Annotated in this window: 17 protein-coding genes; 2 read left to right on the top strand and 15 right to left on the bottom strand. The window is 55.3% G+C overall.

Annotated elements, in window-relative coordinates:
- Nucleotides 1-52: 52 nt before the first annotated feature.
- The 12 genes from dprA to pyrH form a co-directional block, all read right to left on the bottom strand.
- Nucleotides 53-1267 (bottom strand): DNA-processing protein DprA, encoded by a 1215-nt coding sequence (gene dprA / locus BQ5383_RS15435; protein WP_071433442.1) that lies wholly within the window; start codon nucleotides 1265-1267, stop codon nucleotides 53-55.
- Nucleotides 1268-1294: 27 nt separating this feature from the next.
- Complete coding sequence (locus tag BQ5383_RS15430) at nucleotides 1295-2089, bottom strand: TrmH family RNA methyltransferase (protein WP_172724647.1); 795 nt, start codon at nucleotides 2087-2089, stop codon at nucleotides 1295-1297.
- A gap of 139 nt (nucleotides 2090-2228) precedes the next feature.
- Entirely contained in the window at nucleotides 2229-2582 is a 354-nt protein-coding gene (gene rplT, locus BQ5383_RS15425) for a 50S ribosomal protein L20 (RefSeq protein ID WP_071433440.1), read from the bottom strand.
- Between the two features lie 57 nt (nucleotides 2583-2639).
- Nucleotides 2640-2840, bottom strand: coding sequence for a 50S ribosomal protein L35 (rpmI, locus tag BQ5383_RS15420; RefSeq protein ID WP_071433438.1), 201 nt, complete (start codon nucleotides 2838-2840; stop codon nucleotides 2640-2642).
- A gap of 20 nt (nucleotides 2841-2860) precedes the next feature.
- Nucleotides 2861-3379, bottom strand: a complete 519-nt coding sequence (gene infC / locus BQ5383_RS15415) for a translation initiation factor IF-3 (protein ID WP_071433436.1) — start codon at nucleotides 3377-3379, stop codon at nucleotides 2861-2863.
- Between the two features lie 292 nt (nucleotides 3380-3671).
- Entirely contained in the window at nucleotides 3672-7982 is a 4311-nt protein-coding gene (locus BQ5383_RS15410) for a PolC-type DNA polymerase III (protein ID WP_071433434.1), read from the bottom strand.
- A 25-nt stretch (nucleotides 7983-8007) separates the two neighbouring features.
- Nucleotides 8008-9057 carry a flavodoxin-dependent (E)-4-hydroxy-3-methylbut-2-enyl-diphosphate synthase gene (gene ispG, locus BQ5383_RS15405; RefSeq protein ID WP_071433432.1) on the bottom strand — a complete coding sequence of 350 codons (1050 nt, stop codon included), beginning with the start codon at nucleotides 9055-9057 and terminating at the stop codon, nucleotides 8008-8010.
- A gap of 5 nt (nucleotides 9058-9062) precedes the next feature.
- Nucleotides 9063-10130: a M50 family metallopeptidase gene (locus BQ5383_RS15400; protein WP_172724646.1), complete on the bottom strand. Its 1068-nt coding sequence runs from the start codon at nucleotides 10128-10130 to the stop codon at nucleotides 9063-9065.
- A gap of 141 nt (nucleotides 10131-10271) precedes the next feature.
- Nucleotides 10272-11129: a phosphatidate cytidylyltransferase gene (locus BQ5383_RS15395; RefSeq protein WP_071433428.1), complete on the bottom strand. Its 858-nt coding sequence runs from the start codon at nucleotides 11127-11129 to the stop codon at nucleotides 10272-10274.
- Between the two features lie 3 nt (nucleotides 11130-11132).
- Nucleotides 11133-11861 (bottom strand): isoprenyl transferase, encoded by a 729-nt coding sequence (locus BQ5383_RS15390; protein ID WP_071433426.1) that lies wholly within the window; start codon nucleotides 11859-11861, stop codon nucleotides 11133-11135.
- 117 nt (nucleotides 11862-11978) lie between these two features.
- Nucleotides 11979-12533 carry a ribosome recycling factor gene (gene frr, locus BQ5383_RS15385; protein ID WP_071433424.1) on the bottom strand — a complete coding sequence of 185 codons (555 nt, stop codon included), beginning with the start codon at nucleotides 12531-12533 and terminating at the stop codon, nucleotides 11979-11981.
- Nucleotides 12530-13246 (bottom strand): UMP kinase, encoded by a 717-nt coding sequence (gene pyrH / locus BQ5383_RS15380; RefSeq protein WP_071433422.1) that lies wholly within the window; start codon nucleotides 13244-13246, stop codon nucleotides 12530-12532. The genes frr and pyrH overlap by 4 nt, the downstream gene beginning before the upstream one ends.
- A 327-nt stretch (nucleotides 13247-13573) precedes the next feature.
- Here pyrH and BQ5383_RS15375 point away from each other — a divergent pair, with 327 nt between their 5' ends.
- Together BQ5383_RS15375 and BQ5383_RS21930 are read left to right on the top strand one after the other, a co-directional pair.
- On the top strand, nucleotides 13574-14134 hold the full coding sequence (locus tag BQ5383_RS15375; RefSeq protein WP_071433420.1) for a hypothetical protein: 561 nt from the start codon (nucleotides 13574-13576) through the stop codon (nucleotides 14132-14134).
- Nucleotides 14135-14468: 334 nt separating this feature from the next.
- Nucleotides 14469-15485: a GNAT family N-acetyltransferase gene (locus tag BQ5383_RS21930; RefSeq protein ID WP_338061422.1), complete on the top strand. Its 1017-nt coding sequence runs from the start codon at nucleotides 14469-14471 to the stop codon at nucleotides 15483-15485.
- Nucleotides 15486-15650: 165 nt separating this feature from the next.
- On the opposite strand, the gene BQ5383_RS21210 is transcribed toward BQ5383_RS21930, so the two are convergent.
- The 3 genes from BQ5383_RS21210 to BQ5383_RS15355 are packed head-to-tail and all read right to left on the bottom strand — an operon-like array spanning nucleotide 15651 to nucleotide 18366.
- On the bottom strand, nucleotides 15651-16742 hold the full coding sequence (locus tag BQ5383_RS21210; RefSeq protein ID WP_071433418.1) for an ABC transporter substrate-binding protein: 1092 nt from the start codon (nucleotides 16740-16742) through the stop codon (nucleotides 15651-15653).
- Nucleotides 16739-17530: an ABC transporter permease gene (locus BQ5383_RS21205; protein WP_071433416.1), complete on the bottom strand. Its 792-nt coding sequence runs from the start codon at nucleotides 17528-17530 to the stop codon at nucleotides 16739-16741. The genes BQ5383_RS21210 and BQ5383_RS21205 overlap by 4 nt, the downstream gene beginning before the upstream one ends.
- Nucleotides 17527-18366 (bottom strand): ABC transporter permease, encoded by an 840-nt coding sequence (locus BQ5383_RS15355; protein WP_071433414.1) that lies wholly within the window; start codon nucleotides 18364-18366, stop codon nucleotides 17527-17529. The genes BQ5383_RS21205 and BQ5383_RS15355 overlap by 4 nt, the downstream gene beginning before the upstream one ends.
- Nucleotides 18367-18877: the final 511 nt, after the last annotated feature.

Raw genomic sequence — 18877 nt, 5'->3', positions numbered from 1 at the left:
CTCCTGCTGAAAAAACAAAATTCTTCAGCAGACTCCCCGCAAAGGCTTCCTCCTAACGGCTGAAGCGTCTGCCGGGATGGGTCCTGACCAGACCAAAGATCTCCAGCTGTGTCAGGTTCGCCAAAACCACCGGAACAGGCAGACCGGTCTGTTCCACTATCCTGTCGGCGGAAACCGGCTCCTCCCCCAGCAGTTCAAAGATCCTGCGCTGGTTTTCGGTGAGATAGGAAGGGGCTTCTGTCTTCCCTCCCTTTGGCGCTTCGCTCCCACAGGCCTTTTTCTGCTTCTGGGGACGGCTGGAAGCTCCCTTCTGTCCATTATATACACTTGGCGTGGGATTATCAAACGAAATTTGCAGCGGAGGCTGCTCCTTTGGCTCGGAAAAGGTGAGCCAGGGATACTGAGCCAGAATTTCCTCCCAGCTGCTCACCGGCAGCGCCCCCTGACCGATGAGCCAGTTGGGTCCGGCGGACTGGGGAGAATAGATACTGCCCGGCACCGCGAATACATCCCGGTTCTGGGTGACGGCGTGGCCGGCGGTGATGAGCGAACCGCTGTGCCGTGTCCCCTCCACCACCAGGGTACCCAAAGACAGTCCGGAAATAATGCGGTTGCGCAGCGGGAAAAAGAAGGGCTGCGCCCCCTCCTGTGGGGGATATTCCGAAACCACCGCTCCCCCATGCTCCAGGATGGCCCTGTGGAGAGGACGATGCTGAGCGGGATAGACGGTATCGATGCCGTTGCCCAGTACCGCAATGGTGCGGCCTCCCGCCTTCAGAGCGGCTTCCTGACTGATGGAATCGATGCCCAGAGCCAGACCGCTGACAATGATGACGCCCCGGCGGGCCAGCTCCCAGCTGAATTCCTCAGCGGCACGGCGGCCATAATCGGTGCATTTCCGGGTTCCGACAACAGCAATGGCCGGCTGTTCGTCTATCTCTCCCAGCTCTCCCAACACATATAATACGGCGGGAAAGCTGTAAATATTGCGCAGACGGGCAGGATATTGGGGACTGTCCGGCGTCAGCACCTGGCAACCCAGCTTCCAGCACCGCTCCAGGGTGCGCTCCGCCCACTGTTCATAGCGGCTGCGCTCACTCAGTTTTGACAGCTCGGTTTTGGTGAAGGGCTCACCCGGCTCCATTTGGGGAACGTAGGCCGCCAACAGCCGTTCCGGAGAACCGAAGCGCTCCAGCAGTTTCTGGCCTCTGGTAGTGCCGTAGCCAAAGATCCGCTGAAAAATCATCCATTCCAGCGTACTGCTCATTCCCCGTTCCTCCCTTCCAGTCTGCTCCTATTCTTTGCCGGAAATCTCCCACATCAGCACTGTGGCAGCCACAGCGGCGTTGAGAGACTCTGTCTCCCCCTTCATAGGGATGTACACCTTGCCCCCACAGGCTTCCAGCACCTGGGGCGAAACACCATTGCCCTCATTGCCGATCACCACTGCCAGACCGGCGGAAGGACGTTCCATCCCTCCAGGGGTAACAGCGGAGGCATCCAGAGCGGCGGCATATACTCCCATCCCCTTCCGGCGCAGTGTTTCAATCAATTCCGGCAGGTCCCCGCAGCAGAAAGGAGGACGGCGAAAGACGCTGCCCATGGTACTGCGCAGCACCTTGGGAGAAAAGGGGTCCGGACAACCGGGAGAAAGAACCACCGCCGTCACACCAAAGGCCTCGGCACAGCGGACAATCGTGCCCAAGTTTCCCGGGTCCTGAAGATGGTCCAGCAGCAGAAAGCGACCTCCCTGATCCCAGTCCGGTTCCACCGCGACAGGTATCTCACACAGGCAGTAGATCCCCTGACTGTTCTCCGTCTGGGCGATGTGGGCTGACACTGATGGGGAAAGCAGACAGGCACGCCCGGCTTGGGCTGCCAGAGGGGCCAGTTCCTCCTCATGGCGCTGCCAGGCGCTTTCCTCCGCCAACAGCAGCGGTACCCGAAGGCCCGCCCGTTTGGCTTCCAGACACAGCCGAAGGCCCTCAGCAAAAAGCAGTCCCTCTTTTTTCCGCTCCCGGCTGCCGGAGGCCACCTTGCGGCAGAGGCGCACAGCGGGATTGTCCCGTGAGGTGATCTTTTCCATCATACGTCCTTTCCCACTGCTGCAGCACTGGGAGAGCAAAAAAGAAACCATCCTTTTCCCCTCTCCGGCTCCAGCTCCTGTCCTGTGAAGATGATGTAAAAAACGCCCGCATCACAACAGGACGCGGGCGTTAACATACGACTTACAGAGCCGCCTTCGCCTGTTCCACCAGAGCAGTGAACGCAGCGGCATCATTGATAGCCAGCTCAGAAAGCATCTTGCGGTTCAGGTTGATACCGGCCTTCTTCAGTCCGTTCATGAACTGGGAGTAGTTCATGCCGTTGGTACGGCAGGCAGCAGAGATCCGGGTGATCCAGAGCTTTCTGAAATCACGCTTCTTCTGCTTTCTGCCGATGTAGGCATAGTTGCCGGACTTCATGACAGCCTGTTTGGCCATCTTGAAGTGGGTGCTCTTAGCGCCAAAATAGCCCTTGGCCAGCTTCAGTACCTTTTTTCTTCTCTTGCGGGTCATCATCGCTCTCTTTACACGAGCCATATCTAGTTACCTCCGTTTGTGGTGTTGATTTCTGTCCTGTATACGCGCCGTTTACGCTTATTTGTGGTTGGGAAGCAGCAGCTTGATGGCGCCCACGTTGGTCTTGTCCGCATAGGTACCCTGTCTCAGGCTTCTCTTGCGCTTGGTGGTCTTCTTGTTGAGGATGTGGGACTTGAAGGCTTTGGCTCTCTTGAGCTTGCCGGTCTTAGTGAGTTTGAAGCGCTTCTTCGCACCGGAATGAGTTTTCAGCTTAGGCATTTTCTTTTCCTCCCAAATTGTTACTTAGCGGTCTTTGCCGACAGGAACATGATCATGCTGCGACCTTCCAGCTTGGGCATCTTTTCCACTGTGCCCCACTCGGCGCAGGCGTCGGCAAACTTCTGCATGATGTCGCCGCCCAGATTGGCATGAGCCATCTCTCTGCCGCGGAAGCGGATGGATACCTTCACTCTGTCGCCACCGGTCAGGAATCTCTTGGCGTGACCAACCTTGGTCTCAAAATCGTGGGTATCGATGTTCAGGGAGAGACGCACTTCCTTGACGTCGATGACCTTCTGATTTTTCTTGGCTTCCTTTTCCTTTTTCGCCTGCTCGAAACGATACTTGCCGTAATCCATGATCCGGCAGACAGGCGGTGTGGCCTGAGGAGCGATCTTTACAAGATCCAGATCTTTTTCTGCGGCCAGATCCAGCGCCGCCCGCAGGGACAGAATACCCAGCTGAGCGCCGTCAGAGCCGATGACCCGCACCTCTTTATCCCGGATCTCCTCGTTGATCTGCAGTTCCTTGTTGCTAATGGCAAAGCACCTCCAATTTACAAATAAACTACAAAGCGCGGACGATCTTCACCGTCCGCGCTCAACATTACAAACCACAGGCTTTTTACCGGAGCCTGCTGCACTTGTAGTATTGACCATGCCTGATAAAAAGACCGGCAGGTGAGAACGACTGAAGCTGTTCTGCTTTGTTTTCTAAAATAGAATATCAGAACTTCTCTTCCCTGTCAAGACTTTTTTGAATTTTTTCCGGCTGGTCAGCGTTTTATGATTTCTCCCGACCTTATCGGGCTGGTGTTGGGCCTGTGCCCTCTCAGAACAGCGTCATCTGGCTGCTTTCCGGCAGTCCAGCCAGAGTGCCGTGCTCCCGCAGCAATTCAATGACCGACTTGGAGGCGCCGGAACGGGTGGAAACCTCATCGATGGACAGATAGGGCCCCTGCTCCCCCGCTTTTTGCAGGCTGACGGCGGCGGCCAATCCCAGGCCCTTGAGGCTGGAGAAAGGCAGCCGGATCTTCCCGTCCTCAATGCGGTAGAGCCGGGCGTCGGAACGGTACAGATCCACCGGCAGCAGCTGGATGCCCCGCTTTAACATCTCATAGGTGATCTGGAACATTTCCAGTTGACCGTCCTCCTTGGCCGTCCGGTCATTGCCCTTGGCGTAGAGGTTGTCGATGCAGCTTTTTACAAATTCCGGCCCCTTGATGGCAGCGTTTGCGTCAAAGTCCTCTCCGCGGATGGAGAAAATCACCGCGTAAAACTCCTTGGGATAATAGACCTTGTACCACCCCAGGCGGATGGCGGAAATGACATAGGCGGCGGCGTGGGCCTTGGGGAACATATACTTGATCTTCAGGCAGCTGTCGATATACCACTCCGGCACCCCATGGTCCCGCATATCCTGTTTCATCTCCTCGGTGAGGAGGGTGGGAGCTTTGCCTTTACGGGTGATCTCCATGATCTTGAAGGCGGTTTTAGGCTCCAGGCCGTAGTGGAGCAGGGTGGTCATGATGCTGTCACGGGTGCCGATCACATTGGAAATGGTGCAGGTGCCATCGGCAATCAGATCCTTGGCGTTGCCCAGCCAAACATCGGTGCCGTGGGACAGGCCGGAAATCTGGAGCAGATCGGCAAACTTCTTGGGCTTGGATTCCACCAGCATTCCCCGGACGAAGGGAGTACCCATCTCCGGCAAGGCCAGACTGCCCGTTTCGCAGCGGATATCACTCAGATCCACCCCCAAAGCCTCAGAGGAGGTGAACAGACTGTATACCTTATCATCACTCATGGGAATATCCGTCAGCTTCACGCCGGTGTAGTCCTCCATATATTTGAACAGGGTGGGAGCATCGTGTCCCAGCTCGTCCAGCTTGAGGATGGTGTCATGGAGAGAATGGAAGTCGAAGTGGGTGGTGACGGTGGTGGAGTTGGGATCGTCCGCCGGGTGCTGCACCGGGCAGAAATCGTAAATTTCATAGTTGCTGGGCACAACCACCATGCCGCCGGGATGCTGGCCGGTGGTGCGCTTGATGCCGGTGCATCCCTTCACCAGCCGGTTCTCTTCGGCGTTGGTGACCGTCAGCCCCCTCTCGTCCAGGTAATGCTTCACATAGCCGTAAGCGGTCTTTTCCGCCACGGTGGAGATGGTGCCGGCCTTGAACACATGGGACTGGCCGAACAGCTTTTCGGTGAAGGCGTGGGACCGGGACTGATATTCGCCGGAGAAGTTCAGGTCGATATCAGGGGCCTTGTCGCCGTCGAAGCCCAGGAAGGTTTCAAAGGGAATCTCATGTCCGTCCTGATTCATCAGGGTACCGCACTCCGGGCAGTTTTTGGGAGGCAGATCGAAGCCGGAGCCCACCGAACCATCGGTAATAAATTCGCTGTGCTTGCACTTGGGGCAGACATAGTGGGGAGACAGCGGGTTTACCTCGGAGATTCCCGCCATGATAGCCACAAAGGAGGAGCCTACCGAACCACGGGAACCGACAGAATAGCCGTTATCCACCGATTCCTTCACCAGCTTCTGGGCGATCATGTACAGCACCGAGAAACCATGCTTGGTGATGGAGCTCAGCTCCCGGTCCAGCCGTTTTTCCACGATTTCAGGCAGGGGCTTGCCGTAAATCTCCTCCGCTCGCTCATGGGTGATGCGGATCAGGTCCTCCTCGGCTCCCTCGATGGTGGGGGTATATGTACCATCGGGAATGGGTTTGAGACGGTCACACATATCAGCGATACGGTTGGGATTGTCAATAACCAGCTTGCGGGCGGTCTCCTCGTCCAGATAGCTGAACTCATCCAGCATCTGCCGGGTGGTGCGGAAATAGAGGGGCGCCTGCTGGCCGGCATCCTTGAAGCCCTGGGAGGCCATGAGGATCTCCCGGAACTTGCTGTCCTGCTCATCAATAAAGTGGACGTCTCCTGTGGCTACCACCGGCTTATCCAGGGCCTTACCCAGGCGAATGATAGTGCGGTTGAACTCCCGCAGGTCCTCCTCGCTGCTGACCATCCCTTCCCGAAGCATATAGGCGTTATTGCCCAGAGGCTGCACCTCCAGGTAATCATAGAAGGAAGCGATCTGCTGCAGTTCGTCCCAGCTCTTCCCCTCCACAATGGCGGAGAACAGTTCCCCTGCCTCACAGGCGGAACCCACAATGATTCCCTCCCGGTGCTTTTCCAGCACGCTCTTGGGGATACGGGGCTTTTTATAATAGTAGTCCAGGTGGCCGAAGGAAACCAACTTATACAGGTTTTTCAGTCCCACCGAGTTTTTGGCCAGCAAGATGATGTGATAGCTCTTTCCTTTGTAGCCTCCCTCGGTGTTCAGGGCGCTGTTGAGATCCCATACCTGGGTGATCTGCTTCTCCTCCGCCGCTTTCTGGAGCATCTTGATGAAAATTTCCGCCAGCACCCGGGCATCGTCGTCCGCCCGGTGGTGGTGCTGCTGATCCACTCCCAGATGATCCGCCAGAATGTTCAGCTTGTGCTTTTTCAGCTCCGGATACAATCCACGGGCCAAAATCAGGGTATCCACACTGGCCAGGGGGCGCTGAATGCCGCAGCGGCTCATAGCCGCCCGCAAAAATCCCATGTCAAAGGAGGCGTTATGGGCCACCAGCACAGAGCAGTCGCCGCAGAAGTCGAAAAACCGCTCCAGCGCTTCCTTTTCCTTGGGGGCGCCTGCCACCATTTCATCTGTAATACTGGTGAGCTTTACAATCTCCGGGGGGATGGATTTTTCCGGGTCCACAAAGAGATCGAAGCGATCCAGCACCTGATAACCCCGCATCCGCACCGCGCCGATCTCGGTGATCCGCTCAGTAGCGGCGGAAAGGCCGGTGGTCTCCAGGTCAAAGACGATGTATTCCCCATCCAGAGGCTCCTTGCAGCTGCCGGTGACCACGGGGATCATGTCGTTGACAAAATACCCTTCCACTCCATAGATCACCTTGAAATCTGGATTGGATTTCCGGGCCTTTGCTTCCGCTCCCATGGCCTCAGGAAACGCCTGGACCACCCCATGGTCGGTGATGGCGATGGCGCTGTGGCCCCACTGGGCCGCCCGGGCCACCAGCTGAGCCGCCGGTGTGACGCCATCCATCATGGACATGGTGGTATGGCAGTGGAGCTCCACCCGTTTGTCCGGTTCGTCGTCGGTCACCTGCTTTTTCTTGACGCTGGTGATGGCCATGGGCTTGATGGTCACGTCCCGGTCATATTTGTCGTAGCCGGCTTCGCCATAGACCACCACAGTGGCGCCCACCTTCAAAGGCTCCAGCGCTTTGGCCTTCTCCTTATCCTCAAAAATTTTCAGATTGATGGAGCTGGTGTAGTCGGTGATGCTCACCGTCATAATGATCTTGGTACCATCCCGATTCTCCCGGGATGCCACATCAAAAATATCTCCCCAGACGGTGACCCGTCCGCTTTCGGCATTGACTTCCTTAAGCGCAATGGGGTTGTCCCGGATCTCCCGGCCTGTAACTGCCACAGCGGAGCCCTCCACAAAGGGAAAGCCCTCAAAGCGATTGCCGCGGCTCTTTCTGGGACGGGGCTGAGCGCTCTCCCCTGTCCGTTTGGGGGCGGAGGCAGGACGAGCAGCCGCCGGAGACGGAGCAGCGCGGTTTTCTGAAACAGGCTGCGGGGCATCCAGCTGGGTGACGCCGGTGAACTCCACCTTGGCATGAACACCAAAGTCCCTGGCGATAATGGTGGAGATCTTCTGATCCACCTGCTGTTCCAATAAAAAGGCTGCCCCGCCGTTGCGCAGCTCAATGGAAAAAAGGCCGTCCTTCCAGACAGCCTGCGCGCCGGAGAAAAAGCCGTTGATCGGCTCCCCCTCCTCGATCAATTCCGTTGTGATGTTGGGCAGGTAGCTGCCATCCAGCAGCTGGGAATCAAAACGGGCCTGGATGACAAAATCCCGCAGCCCCAGGGACCGCCTCAGACGGTCCTCAGCCCGGTAAATCTCCTCTTTGGGGATGATCCCCTCCGGCTCCAGCCGAGCCATCATCTTATCCCTGGCCGCTGAAAGAGAAAGCTCCGCCACCGGTGCTTGTCCCAGTACCGGCAGCTTTTCCCCCTCCAGATACCGGGAAAAGATCTCCTCAAAACACTTCACGCGTTCCTCACACTTTCCTTGACCGTTACAGCTGCTCTACCTCCTGGAGCAGCGCTTCCACCAGATGTTCCGCGGGAACCCGGCGGATCACCTGACCCTTGCGGAACAGGGTACATTCGGGATAGCCCCCCGCAACACCAATATCAGCATCCTTGGCTTCTCCGGGACCGTTGACGATACAGCCCATCACCGCCACCTTGATATCCTTGGTGCAGTCTTTGAGGGCTTCCTCCACCTGAGTGGCAATAGAAACCAGGTCGATCTTGCACCGGCCGCAGGTGGGACAGGAAACAAAACGGGGGCCGCTGCGATCCAACCCCAGGCTCCGGAGAATATCCCTTCCGGCAGCCACCTCCCGCACCGGGTCCGCTGTCAGGGAAACCCGGATGGTATCCCCGATGCCGTCGCACAGCAGCGAGCCCATAGCGGCGGCGGACTTGATCAGTCCCATCCGCTCGGTTCCCGCTTCGGTCACCCCCAGATGGAGGGGGCAATCCCGAAGCTCTGAAATCATCCGGTAAGCCTGGATGGTCTCATAGACATCGGAGGATTTGATGGCCACCAGATAATCATAGAAATCATATTTTTCCAGCAGGGCAATATTGAGCATAGCGCTCTCCACCAGTGCCTGAGCGGTGGGGCGCTGATATTTCGCCAGGATTTCCTTTTCCAGAGAGCCGGAATTGACCCCGATACGGATCGGCACGCCATTTGCCCGGCAGGCATCCACCACCGCTTTCACCCGGTCGGCGTCACCAATATTGCCGGGATTGATCCGCACTTTATCGGCTCCGGCGTAGGCGGATTCGATAGCCAGGCGGTAATTATACTGGATATCCGCCACCACCGGCATGGGAGAAGCCTCTTTGATGGCGGGAATCAGACCCACATCATGGATACCCGGAATAGCCACACGGATGATGTCGCAGCCCGCCTCATACAGCTGTTTTGTCTGGCGGACATTTCCCTCTATATCCTCCGGATGGGCGTTGAGCATGGACTGGACCGAAACGGGAGCGTCCCCGCCTACAAACAGATTTCCAATTTTCAGCTTCCTGGTATTTTTCCATTCCATAGCCCTCAAATGCCTCCTGTTATCAGTTTCGCGATGTCGTTGAATGTGACCACTGCAATCAGCCCCAGCAGCAATACCAGACCAGCGCCATGGACATAGGCCTCATACCGGGCTGGAATAGGCTTGCGGCGGATGATCTCGATGAGCAGGAAAAAGAGCCGTCCACCATCCAGGGCCGGGATAGGCAGAAGGTTGAAAACACCGATGTTGATGGTGATAAAGGCCACCATCAAAAGCAGGGTCTGCAATCCCTGGGAGGAAGCCTCCCCAATAACCGCCGCTGTTCCCACAGGGCCGGACAGATCCTTGAGGCCAAAGCGTCCGGTGAGAATATCCATCAGGGAATACCACACCTGTTTGACCACCGAAGAAGTCCATCCAGCGGCATAAGAGACCGTGCGCAGAGGATTATTCTCTTCCCCGTAAAAGACAAAATCCAGTTGAATGGTCTCATTTTCCATGGTAAAAGGAACCTGAGACAGTCCCACCCGCTGTCCGCTCTTTTGCTGGAGACCCTCAGCGTCCCCATAGCGGATCACTTCCAGATCCATCACACCATCCTGGTCCCGGATCATCTGGAAAACCACATCATTATAATTGGGGGTGGAATAACCGTTGACCTTGACAATCCGGTCAAAGGGCTGGAGGTACTCCGACACAGCGGTCCCCTCCTCCACCTTGGCCACCACATTGGTGCCCAGCAGATCCATCTGACTGGCCAGCGCCAGCAAAATGAAAAAGCCCAGCACAATGTTCATGGCCGCTCCCGCAAAGAGGATGATAAACCGCTGCCAGGCAGGCTTTTCACAGAAGGCACGGCCATCGGAAGGAATCGGTCTGCCCTCTTCATCCTCCATGCCGTCCTCCCCTTCCATGGCCACATAGCCGCCGATGGGAAGCAGACGAATGGAATACTCCGTTTCCTTACCCTGCCAGCCTACCAGACGGGGGCCCATTCCGAAGGAGAATTCATTGACCCGTACGCCAAAGAGCTTGGCGAAAATAAAGTGTCCGCACTCATGCAGGGTAATGATCACACCAAAAGTCAATAAAGTTAAAAGAAAGGTGAGCAAAGGATCACACTCCATTTGTTATCAGGATCTTTCCCGCCGCAGAGAAGGCGAGGTATTGCCCCCGCCTTGCCTGTCGTTCCCTTTCTAGGGAGCCGCCCGCCCGACGGGAGCAGTTCCTATTATACACGGGAGATATGAAATTTATATGACCGAAATCAGAGGGAAGAACTTAAAAATTAAAAACATGACCGGAGAAATAAACAGCACGCTGTCAAAGCGGTCCATGATCCCTCCGTGGCCCGGCATGATATTGCCGAAATCCTTGATGCCGTTCTGCCGCTTGATGACCGATGCCGACAAATCTCCCAGCACACCCAGCAAAGACAAAACAGGGGTGACCAGCAGAATCCGCACCAGATGCACCTCAACCAAATGGTCAAAGTATCCCAGAGGTATCAGCGCGGAGGAGATTTCCTGGAACAGAAACGCCACCAGCAGATTGCCCAGCACAGCATTGATCACACCGCCCACCAGGCCCTCCACCGTCTTTTTGGGGCTGATGTGGGGACATAATTTGTGCTTGCCTAAAAAAGTGCCCACAAAGTATCCGCCCGCGTCACTCCACCAGGCAGAACCAAATGCCATCACCAGATAGAATACACCCAGCTGAGCGGTAGAACGGTCCCGAATGCTCACCAGACAATAGAAGGACACTGTCACCAGCAGCGTCATCATCAGACAGTAGGAAAGATCTCTGGTATCCATCCGGTCGTGATGAGCCAGCAGATAGCAAAAGCAGAAGATGGCATACACACAGCAGCAAGGGGCAAACAGTTCCAGTAAAGGACCGGCGTTGACAAAAATGAGAAACGCGCTGAAAGCGATACTCACCGCTGTCAGTGTCCTGTATCGTGTCATGTTGGCGGCATGGAACAGCTCCATCACCGCAAGACCACAGATCAGGGATGCCAGAAGATTGACCAGCAGCGTATCAAAAAAGCACAGCACCACCGCCAGTACCAAAAGACCGATGACAGCTGTCGTCACTCGTTGCTTCATGGTTCAAACCCCTCCAAATCGTCTGTTTCTGCCTGTGTATTCCCACAAAGCCCAGTTCAGGTGCTCCGGGGTGAAATCCGGCCACAGCACATGCATGAAAACAAGCTCCGCATAAGCAGACTGCCACAACATAAAGTTGGACAAACGCATTTCTCCGCTGGGGCGGATGATCACATCCGGGTCCGGCTGTCCCGCTGTGTATAAAGCAGCGGAAAAGTGTCCCTCATCGATCTCTTCCGGGCGCAGTTCTCCCCGGACACAGGCCTCCGCCAGCTTTCGGGCGCCATGAACAATCTCGTCCCTGCCCCCGTAGTTGAGCGCTATATTCACCGTAATACCGGTGTTGTTCCTGCTTCCTTCTTCCGCCCGTTCAATCGCCCGGCGCAGTTCTTCCGACAGCGGACTACGGTCCCCCAGAATACAAAGCCTCGCGTTTTCATCCTTATGCTGCTCAAGCTCGCCTAAGTACCGGCGCAGCAGCGACATCAGCGCATCCACCTCATCTTTTGGGCGTTTCCAGTTCTCGGTGGAAAAGGCATACGCCGTCACTGCCCCGATCCCCAATGTCCGGGCATAGCGTATGATCTTGCCGAAGGTTTTCGCGCCCTCCTGATGTCCCATATTCCGGGGCAGTCCCCTTTTGGCGGCCCAGCGGCCGTTGCCGTCCATAATAATGCCGATATGTCTTGGCAGCAGCTCCCGGGACGGTGGTGTCGGTGCGGTCTCGTTCATGGCTGAAACAGTCTCCTTTTTTGGCTCTTTACAAGCAATTGCCGGCGGCAGGGACCTCCCGGGCCTGCCACCGGCCATGCATACGTTGTTATCGCGGACAAGCAGAAGGAAACCGGCTTATACCTCCATGATCTCCTTTTCCTTGTTGGCGGAAATCTTGTCGATCTCCTCGCAGAAACGGTCCGTCATCTTCTGGACCTTCTGCTCTGCTGCCTTCTGATCGTCCTCGGTAATCTCGCTGTTTTTCTTCATCGCCTTGAGCTTGTCGTTGGCGTCGCGGCGGATGGAACGGATGGCCACTTTGGCATCCTCACCCTGCTTGCGGATGGACTTGCACAGCTCTTTTCTGCGCTCCTCAGTCAGCTGCGGAAAGGGCACCCGAACCACAGCGCCGTCTTTGGAGGGATTGATACCCAGGTCAGAAGCCTGGATGGCTTTTTCAATGGCTTTGAGAACGCTCTTGTCATAAGGCTGGATCACCAGAATACGAGCTTCGGACACCGAGATGGAGGCCAGCTGGTTGATTCTGGTGGGAGTGCCGTAATAGTCCACCATGATCCGGTCCAGGATGGCGGGGTTGGCCCGGCCCGCCCGGATGGAAGCATACTCGTTGGTGAGAACATTGATGGTTTTGGTCATTTTTTCTTCATAGGCTTTAATTTCCGGGATCATGCTTCTACCTCCTTGACGATGGTGCCGATGGTTTCGCCGCAAACGGCACGATAAATATTTTCAGGGTCTTTGAGACTGAATACCAGAATAGGCATCCGGTTGTCCCGGCACAGGGACGCGGCGGTCATATCCATCACCGACAGCTTCTTGTTGAGCACATCGCTGAAGGAAAGAACATCATATTTGACCGCATCGCTGTACTTGTTGGGGTCCTTGTCATAAACGCCGCCCACCATGGTGGCCTTGAAAATGATATCGGCGTCCACCTCCGCAGCCCTCAGAGCTGCAGTGGTATCGGTGGAGAAAAAGGGGTTGCCGGTGCCGCAGCCGAAGATGACCACACGGCCCTTCTCCAGGTGCCGTACTGCCCGGTTGCGGATATAGGGTTCCGCGATGGCCTGCATGGTGATGGCAGTCTGTACCCGTACAGTCACGCCCAGTGCTTCCAGGGCGTCGGCCAGGGCCAGGCTGTTGATGACGGTGGCCAGCATACCCATATGATCGGCCCGGGTGCGGTCCATCTGTCCGCTGGAGCGGCCTCTCCAGAAGTTGCCGCCCCCCACGACGATACCTACCTCCACGCCCAGATCGACGCATTTTTTAATACTCTTGCAGATGGTTACTACTGTGTCGTAATCGATGCCGAAGCCGTTGGCACCGGCCAGCGCCTCGCCGCTCAGCTTCAGTACGATCCGTTTATAGCTGGGGACCATGTTCTCAGCTTCCTTTCTGATATTCGTCCTTTTCAGAGCCTTCCTGCCGAAGTTTCTCTGATCGTGTACTATTTTAACCTATGGGAAGATTTCTGTAAAGGTCCGGTGCATATTTTTCCTTTTCTTCTGACTTTCACAGAAAACAGCTGCCAGAAAATCCTCTCTTTCGCTGTTCTTTTCCTGTGGTTATTATAGCATCTTTTCCTCCGAATTACCACAAAATTTGTCGTTTTGTCCCATAAGATTCCTCTTTCCTGTTGACGCACCGGCATTTATGCTGTAATCTGACCATAGTGTACTACACCTAAGACAGAACGGGATGTTGCTATGAAACAGAGCAAAAAACTTTGGCTTTTGTCATTGATCGCGGTACTGATTGTTGGAACGGTCAGCTGGATCGTACATATGGAAACACACTACGGAAGTTCCACCCTTGTTCCGATGGATATGACAGCGGAGGAAATTTTGGAGGAGATGCCGGCCTTGGAGATCACAGAAGAGGACAAGGCTTTGTATCGGGCGGTTCTCTCCATGCCACAGGTGCAAAGCGCTCTGACAGAGGAGAAACAGCTGGGATCGGATTCAGATCTTGTAGAAATTTCTCCTTCCGAGGCTCTCACAGCACTGCATCCTTTTCTCCCGGATAGCTATACGGAGATTTTGGAACTAAGCGTGACAGGTGGTGCGTCCACCTATCTGTCCGTGCTCCATGGGCCGCAACAGCGCACGATCTGGCATTTCCATGACGGCACCATCAGCAAAACCATCGCTGTCTATGATGTTCATGAAGGAGATACACCCGATTTGAAAGCCGCATATTCCAACGACAGTGATGGCATCCAAAAAGAAGTGATGAAGCATCTCTGGTTTTCCTGGCTTGCATCATAAATCCGCGCCCATCGGGGCGCGAAACCGGGGGTATCACCGCTGGTTTCATCAGGAAGCAGGCGGCGTATCCAGGGGGTATTGGATACCCCCTGGATACGTGTCGAACTTTTTCGATACGCTCAGGAGCTCTGTCACATGACAGAGCCCCCTCAACTTTTTTATTTTTTCTGGTTTACAAACCGCCGGTGAATGTCCTTATAAATGAGAGGCAAAGTTTTTGAACCTCGAAAATCTGGCTGAACGGCTGCAGCCGGATGTGCCTTGTTAAAGTGTGCAATTCATGGAAGCATTTCAAATGGCCAGCAAACTTGAAGCTGCCTGGGAGGTAAAGACAATGAAACAAATTTTGGAAACATCCCGCCTGCTGCTGACGGAACTGACCTGCGATGACCTGCCAGTGCTGGAGGAAACTCTCCGCAGCCCTGCTGTCACTGCTGTATATCAGCATTCTTTTTCACCGGAGGATGCGGTCCAATGGCTGGAGTGCCAGCAAAAGCGCTATCAGCAGGACGGTTTCGGCCTGTGGGCCGTCCGGCGCAAAGCAGACGGCGCTTTTGTGGGCCAGGCGGGCCTCACCTGGCAGGACTGTGAGGGTGTACGGGTATTGGAGGCTGGCTGGATGGTGCATCCCGCTTTTGAGGGGCAGGGATATGCTTCCGAAGCCGCCCGTGGATGCATCCGCCACGCTTTTTCCGTTCTTGGCGCCGAGGAGGTGTGCGCCATTATCCGGCCGGAGAATCTTTCCTCCATCCATGTGGCCCAGGCTCTTGGAATGAGGGTAAGGAAGCGTTTTACAGCCGTTTATTTTGCCGGCCCCATGGAGCACCTGCTTTTTTCTTTATCCAAGGATGCCCCGCTCCTCTCCCCTCCCCCAAAAGGCATTCTGATCCGGGACTACAAACCGGAATATTGTGCTGCCATGGCTTCTCTTTTTCATGAGACGGTGCATCTGGCAGCCGCCCGGGATTACAGTCCGCCTCAGCTGGATGCCTGGTCCCCCGCACCGCCGGACCCTGCCCTTTGGAATCCCAGCTTTCTGGAACATCGGACGCTGGTGGCCCTGATGGGAGAGACTGTAGTGGGGTTTGGAGACATGACATGGGAGGGCTATCTGGACCGCCTGTATGTCAGCGCCCACCACCAGGGAATGGGGATCGCCTCTGCCATTTGTGACCGGCTGGAAGCGCCTTTTCAGGGACAGCGGATCACCGTTCACGCCTCCATCACAGCCCGGCCCTTTTTTGAGAAGCGGGGCTACCGGGTATTGCGGCAGCAGCAGGTTGCCCGCCGGGGACAGCTGCTGACCAATTTTGTGATGGAACGGCCCGGTTCTTCCAGCTTTGCTCCATAACATCACTTATTTTTTCAAAACGCAGGAAAGCACTTTTCCTTTTTGACATTAAATCCCCTGCTTTGCCCCTGAACAGCAAGGAGCACGGCCTCCCTTGGTGGAGAAAGCCGCGCTCCTGTTTTTTTGATGATTTTTTACAGTTTTTCAGAATCCTGCCTGCTGCTGTCAGCCTGCGTTGGAAGCTGCGATCTTTACCTTGCTGAAAAGCTCGGAGATCACTTTTCTGGTCTCCTCATCATAGGCGAACACCTCATCATTGGCATTGTCTCTTTGAGGAGTGTAGGCGTTGATGCCCTCATAGTCGCCGCCTTCTCCGGACAGTTCCTCCATCACTTCCTTATTGGGAGAGGTGTAACCTACATAGCTGGAGTTGTCCATTGCTCCCTCATAGCTGGAGACATAGTTGATAAAGGCGTGAGCCAGATCAGGGTTCTCGGCGTTTTTGGGGATAACCATGGCGTCAGACCAGAGGTTGGTGCCGCTTTCCGGCATAAAGAAGCCCATCTGAGGATTCTCGCTCATAATATAAGCGGCGTCGCCGGAGTAAATTAGTCCCAGCGCTTTGCGTCCCTGGGCCATGGAGTCAATGATCTCATCAGTGACGATCTCCGGCTCCATGGTGTTGACGCATTGGAGCAGCCAGTTGTAAGCCGCCTCCAGCTCCGCCTGATCGCTGGTGTTCATGGAACAGCCCAGGGCCTTGAGCGCCATCATGAAGGAATCCCGCTCGGAATCGTAAAGATAGATATCTCCCTTATACTTTTCATTCAGGAAGATATTGAATCCTTCCGCTTCCAGATCCTCCAGGCTCACCTTCTCGGTATCGTAAACGATACCCACGGTACCCCAGAAATAAGGAACGGAATAATCGTTATTGGGATCATAGGGCAGGCCCTTGACTTCATCCACCAGCAGGTCCATGCAGTCCAGTTTGGATTTGTCCAGAGGCTGGAGCATATCCTCCTGAATCAGCCGCTCGATCATATAGTCGCTGGGCACCAGAATATCGTAGGCCTCACCGTTGGCCACTTTGATGTACATCTGCTCATTGGAATCAAAAATATCCATCACCACACGGGCTCCGGTGGCGGCTTCAAAGTTGGCAATGAGATTCTCACCGGTATACTCGCCCCAGTTGTAAACCCGGAGGGTCTGACCGGCAAATTCTCCTTCACCGCTCGCCCCGGAGGAGCCTCCGCATCCGGCGGAAAGGACGGTGAGGACCAGAGCCATCACCAATGCGCAAAATTTTTTCATTTCTTCTTCTCCCTTCTTGCTCTCAGCAGTGGTTCTAAATTGATTGCCACAAGCACCAGGGTAATGAGCACCACCACCAGGGTAGACATGGCGTTGATGCTGGGATTGACCCGCTTGCTCATGGTATACACCATAATACTCAGGTTCTTGACGCCGCCGCCGGTGACAAAATAGGAAATAATAAAATCGTCAAAGGACATGGTGAAGGCGATCAGCGCCCCCGAAACGATTCCCGGCATCAGCTGAGGCACCAGCACCATAAACAGCGACTGCCAGGGGGTTGCCCCCAGGTCCATGGCGGCGTCGGCCAGGTTGGGGTCCAGTGCCCGCAGACGGGGCATGACGCTGAGGATCACATAAGGAATACAAAAGGCGATATGTGCCAGCAGCATCGTCACAAATCCCCGTTCAATACGCAGGGTGATAAACAGGAGCATCAGGCCGATGGCGGTGACGATCTCCGGGTTCATAATGGGAAAATCATTCAGCTGCAGCACCAAGCGCCGCACCAGCCGCCGGGATTTGGACAGGCCGATGGCGGTGATGGTCCCCACAAAGGTGGAGATCGCTGTGGCCAGCACCGCGATGATAATGGTGGTATACAGGGATTCCATCATATCCCGGCTCTGGAACATCTTGGTGTACCACATGGTACTGAACCCGCTGAAGTGGGTCAGGGATTTGCTGTCATTGAAGGAGAACACGATCATGAACACAATGGGCAGGTAAAAAAACAGCAGCGTCAGGCCCATCAAAAACTTGCCGATTGGTCTTTTTTGTTTTTTCACAGCCGGTCCTCCTCTCTGCCGCCGCTGCGGTCCAAACGCCGCACAGCGTACATACTGAGCATCATCACCATCACCATGATCAGGGAGATGGCGCTGCCGAAGTTCCACTCGCCCACGGTGATGAACTGATTCTCAATGACATTGCCGATGAGGAAATATTGTCCGCCGCCCAAAAGCTTTGGAATAAAGAAGGAGCTGACCGCAGGCAGGAACACCAGGGTAATGCCGCTGACCACACCCGGCAGGGACAAGGGAAATACCACCCGCCAGAAGGTCTGGAACCGGTCCGCTCCCAGATCCGCGCTGGCCTCCAGCAGAGAGTGGTCCAGCTTGCACAGGGAGGTATTGATCTGCAAAATCATAAAGGGGATGAAGTTATATACCATTCCCAACAGCACCGCGCCCTCGGTGTACAGCAGTTTGGGTTCCCCGAAACCAAGCAGACCCAGCAGCTTCTGGAGAATGCCCCCGTCGGAGAGCAGACCGATCCAGGCGTAGGTGCGCACCAGCATATTGATCCACATAGGCAGGGTGATGGCCAGGATCAGGATATTCCGCACACGGTCGTTACTGCGGGCGATGAAATAGGCCACCGGATATCCCAGCACCCCGCAGATAAGGGTGGTTTTGAAGGCGATGACCAGCGAACGCCACAGCACCAGCAAAAAGTCCGGATCGGTGAAAAACTTGGCGAAATGCTCCAGTGTCAGGGAAAACTGGATGAACTCATTGCCCGGCTTGGTAAAGGCGTACAGGATAATGAGCAGCAAAGGCAGCAGGATCATCAGCGCCGCCCAGACGATATAGGGAATGGCAAGCTGAGAAAACTTTTTCATTCAGAACACCATCTTTTCCATCACATGAATATCCTCGGGGAAGAAGGTCAGCCCCACTTCCCTGCCTTCCTCCACATAGTCGGTGGTATGGATTTTGAACTCCCGGCCTGTAGTGGAGAAGGTGATGTTATATACCCCTTCCTGGATATTTTCGTCATCAAAGTCGTAGTCCACCGAGATATCCACCGATTCGTTCTCATCCGTCAGCTTCCAGGCCTGAGCGCTGGCCCAGGTCTTCAGGTCGGTATCCAGGGCCACTGATTCCTTGATCTCATCCACCGCCTTGAAGAAGTTGAAGGCCATGACAGCCTCATTGGCTTTCTCATTGCGGACAAAGGGCTGATTGACCACAAAAATGGTCCGCTGCACCGAGGTGCCGGAGGAAGTGGAGAAGGTGACGGGATAGCTGCCCAGCTTCTTTTCCAGCTTGCAGTCGATGTGGCTGATGGAGATATACTCGTCTGTCTCCGGGTTCCAGGCCTGAGCGTCGGACCGGGCGACGATCTCCTTT

The organism is Angelakisella massiliensis, from assembly GCF_900104675.1.
Lineage (GTDB): Bacteria > Bacillota > Clostridia > Oscillospirales > Ruminococcaceae > Angelakisella > Angelakisella massiliensis.
The sequence above is the reverse complement of the archived record's forward strand: the minus strand, read 5'-3'. Positions and strand labels throughout refer to the sequence as shown.

What these genes read in the sequence shown, in the direction of transcription:
- dprA (WP_071433442.1), bottom strand. Translation starts at nt 1,267, where the DNA reads ATGAGCAGTACGCTGGAATGGATGATTTTTCAGCGGATCTTTGGCTAC.
- BQ5383_RS15430 (WP_172724647.1), bottom strand. Translation starts at nt 2,089, where the DNA reads ATGATGGAAAAGATCACCTCACGGGACAATCCCGCTGTGCGCCTCTGC.
- rplT (WP_071433440.1), bottom strand. Translation starts at nt 2,582, where the DNA reads ATGGCTCGTGTAAAGAGAGCGATGATGACCCGCAAGAGAAGAAAAAAG.
- rpmI (WP_071433438.1), bottom strand. Translation starts at nt 2,840, where the DNA reads ATGCCTAAGCTGAAAACTCATTCCGGTGCGAAGAAGCGCTTCAAACTC.
- ispG (WP_071433432.1), bottom strand. Translation starts at nt 9,057, where the DNA reads ATGGAATGGAAAAATACCAGGAAGCTGAAAATTGGAAATCTGTTTGTA.
- BQ5383_RS15395 (WP_071433428.1), bottom strand. Translation starts at nt 11,129, where the DNA reads ATGAAGCAACGAGTGACGACAGCTGTCATCGGTCTTTTGGTACTGGCG.
- BQ5383_RS15390 (WP_071433426.1), bottom strand. Translation starts at nt 11,861, where the DNA reads ATGAACGAGACCGCACCGACACCACCGTCCCGGGAGCTGCTGCCAAGA.
- frr (WP_071433424.1), bottom strand. Translation starts at nt 12,533, where the DNA reads ATGATCCCGGAAATTAAAGCCTATGAAGAAAAAATGACCAAAACCATC.
- pyrH (WP_071433422.1), bottom strand. Translation starts at nt 13,246, where the DNA reads ATGGTCCCCAGCTATAAACGGATCGTACTGAAGCTGAGCGGCGAGGCG.
- BQ5383_RS15375 (WP_071433420.1), top strand. Translation starts at nt 13,574, where the DNA reads ATGAAACAGAGCAAAAAACTTTGGCTTTTGTCATTGATCGCGGTACTG.
- BQ5383_RS21930 (WP_338061422.1), top strand. Translation starts at nt 14,469, where the DNA reads ATGAAACAAATTTTGGAAACATCCCGCCTGCTGCTGACGGAACTGACC.
- BQ5383_RS21210 (WP_071433418.1), bottom strand. Translation starts at nt 16,742, where the DNA reads ATGAAAAAATTTTGCGCATTGGTGATGGCTCTGGTCCTCACCGTCCTT.
- BQ5383_RS15355 (WP_071433414.1), bottom strand. Translation starts at nt 18,366, where the DNA reads ATGAAAAAGTTTTCTCAGCTTGCCATTCCCTATATCGTCTGGGCGGCG.